The following is a 2,865-nucleotide window of genomic DNA, read 5'->3' on the forward strand; positions in this document are numbered from 1 at the left end:
CCCTACGGATCGCGGCCTTACCGTAGGGTCCGCTGTGCGGACCGGTCGCGGTCGGCCGGAACGATGATAGGCCCCCGCGCCGCATCCAACCGGGCTAAGCCAACTCGATGCCGAAGACATAGCGAAACAGGTCCATCATCATCCCTGGCATCTCGGCCTCGGCGCGCCCGGGGCGGATGACCCAGGTCCCGCCGTTGGGCGCAAAGACGTAGATCGCTTTGTCGGCGGCAAACTGATAGGCCACCTGTTCACCGTGCTGGACGATATCGCAGCCGATGAACGCGTTGAGCATGGTCTGCACCGCGCTCGTGCGTGCCGTGAAGCTGTTCTTCATGCCGAACAGCATCTCCTCCAGCACGCTTTGCTTCTGAACGCCCTGAGCACGATTTATGGCGACCACATCCACAACCCCGTACAGGTCATAGTCACCGTGCAGATACGCCATGTGCCGCTGCATCCAATCACGGGTATGCCCGGTCGCGGGGTCGAAATCCTTGGGCACGTCCTGCAGCGACAGCATCAGGCAGCCATGGTGGCGGTGGAGAATCGACGGCGGGTGAGTATCAACGGCATAGAACCCCTTACCGTTGGCGCGCAGGAAGACTTCAACGCGATCCTTTAGTTTCACACGGTGTTGCCCGCTGATGAACTGCTTCCAACTGTCAAGCGCCCGCTCCAGCCCACCCTTGAAGACCGTGCCACTCCGTAGCCTGGGGTCCACCACCAGCCCGGCGCACTCCATCACCTGACCCCCGACCAAGTCGTCCTCCTTGGCGGTCTTGGCCTTGCAGTCGATCGGTTTGGGCGTGTAGCCGGGCTTGCCGATATAGAGCAGGGACTTCGGGTTAGTATGGCGTAACAGGATGATGGTGTCAGTGTCCAACGCCACCTGTTGAAACACCCTGACGTCACTGGCGCGCACGCCTAAGTCCTTATCCGCGAACGAGAACGGCTGCAACTTGTCGAGCAGGCGCCGGGGCGGCGTCACCAATCTGTCGCGCTCGGCGGCGGGACCGCGTCGCGCAATACTGCCGGGGATGGGGGCGGCCATGACTAGGCTCCGATATGGCGGATGGGGTTGAACCAACGTGGGTGGGGATAGGCTGCCACGCAATGGTGTCCTAACGCAAGCGCCCTATCGACAGGCAGCTTTTTTCTTTGACTTTGAAATGCACTGATCCAACTCCAGCGTATATGATAGCGCGAAATAGGGCAGACGCCTATTATTCTACGGGTCAGGCAACAGACAGGCGTTGATCATCGTTTCGGCCAAGTCATGCGCGGCCCACGTCCTGGGACCGCCGGCCGGCCGGCGGCCGGCGGTCCCAGGGGTTGCCGGAACGATGATCAAGGCCCACGGTCGTCCGTCGCGGCAAGGGTCCGAGACGATGGCGATTTACTGGACATTGCTAAAGAATAAGTAGGCGACAACAACCGCTGCCGCGAATCCGGCCAGGTCGGCGACCAAGCCGCCGGCGACGGCATAGCGCACCCGCTTGATGCCGACGGCGCCGAAGTAGACGGCGAGAACATAGAAAGTGGTTTCGGTACTGCCTTGAATAATGCACGCAAGACGACCGGCGAATGAGTCGGCACCGCTGGTTTGCATGGTTTCAATCATCATGGCACGGGCGCCTGAACCAGATAGTGGCTTCATCAGCATCGTCGGCAGTCCGTCGACCCAACGGGCGTCGAATCCGGCGGCGGTGACCAACTGCGCGGCGCCCTCCATGGCCATGGCGAGTGCACCGCTGGCACGCAATAGACCGATGGCAACCAGCATGGCGACGAGGTAGGGGATGATGGTGACAGCGGTCTGAAAGCCCTCTTTCGCACCCTCAATGAAGGCCTCATATGCGTTGACCTGCCGCCACAGGGCAGCAACCAGGAAGGCGATGATGATCGACAACAGCAGGAAGTTACTTAGCAAAGACGATGTCGCCGCCATCTCGGCAGGCGGCAGCCCGGCGAAATAAAGGGCCAGGCCGCCGATACACAGGGTCAGGCCGGTGATCCATGCCAAAACCACCGGATCGAGACGAATACGTTGTCGGGTGGCGACAAAGGCAAAGCCGGCGAGCGTGGAGCAGTAGGTCGCCATCAGGATTGGAATGAAGACGTCGGTCGGATCGGCCGCACCGAGTTGCGCCCGGTACGTGAAGATGGTCACCGGCAGCAGGGTGATGCTGGACGCATTGATGACCAGAAAAAGAATCTGCGCATTGCTCGCCGTATCCGGGTCCGGGTTGAGCGTTTGCAACTGCGTCATCGCCCTGATGCCGATCGGGGTGGCCGCATTGTCGAGGCCGAGCAGATTAGCCGCCATGTTCATTGTAATCGACCCCAGGGCCGGGTGACCCGGCGGCACCTCCGGAAAGAGCCGGGCAAAGAGCGGTGCCAACAGGCGCGCCAGGGCATCGAGAAAGCCGACGCGCTCGCCGATCTTGAGGATTCCCAACCACAGGCACATCACGCCGGTCAGTCCGAGGGCGATGTCAAAGGCCAGTTTGGCATTATCGAACCCGGCCTTCATCAGTCGGGCGAAGATGTCGGGCTGGCCGCCGACAAAGAACTGGAACAACGCGCAGGCGAAGGCGGTGAGGAAGAAGCCGATCCAGATCAGATTGAGCATCGCCGGGCCTTCCGATGAAAAGAGCGTAGATTATTGAGCCTGGTTCACACTGCTCACCAATCGGTGGATCGCCAACACCGTCACCTTCATTTAGAGGATATCCGGAACAAAATATGCTAAAACTGACAAATCCTATAATTTACAACGCTTAATCTATCAAGTGCCGAAAGCGCCGTATTGTCAGAGTTCAGTAACATATCAAGAAATTGCAAACGGTTGTCTTTAATATGCAA

The 2,865-nt window shown here is 59.7% G+C and carries 2 protein-coding genes; both read right to left on the reverse strand.

All coding sequences use genetic code 11. The features are described from left to right. Window positions 1–94: 94 nt before the first annotated feature. Window positions 95–1,051 (reverse strand): hypothetical protein, encoded by a 957-nt coding sequence (locus tag QZY03_RS06300; RefSeq protein WP_295579187.1) that lies wholly within the window; start codon window positions 1,049–1,051, stop codon window positions 95–97. Window positions 1,052–1,396: 345 nt separating this feature from the next. After that, on the reverse strand, window positions 1,397–2,632 hold the full coding sequence (locus tag QZY03_RS06305) for a nucleoside recognition domain-containing protein (protein WP_295579190.1): 1,236 nt from the start codon (window positions 2,630–2,632) through the stop codon (window positions 1,397–1,399). Between the last annotated feature and the right edge of the window lie 233 nt (window positions 2,633–2,865).

It is taken from the genome of uncultured Lamprocystis sp. (assembly GCF_903933125.1).
Lineage (GTDB): Bacteria > Pseudomonadota > Gammaproteobacteria > Chromatiales > Chromatiaceae > Thiodictyon.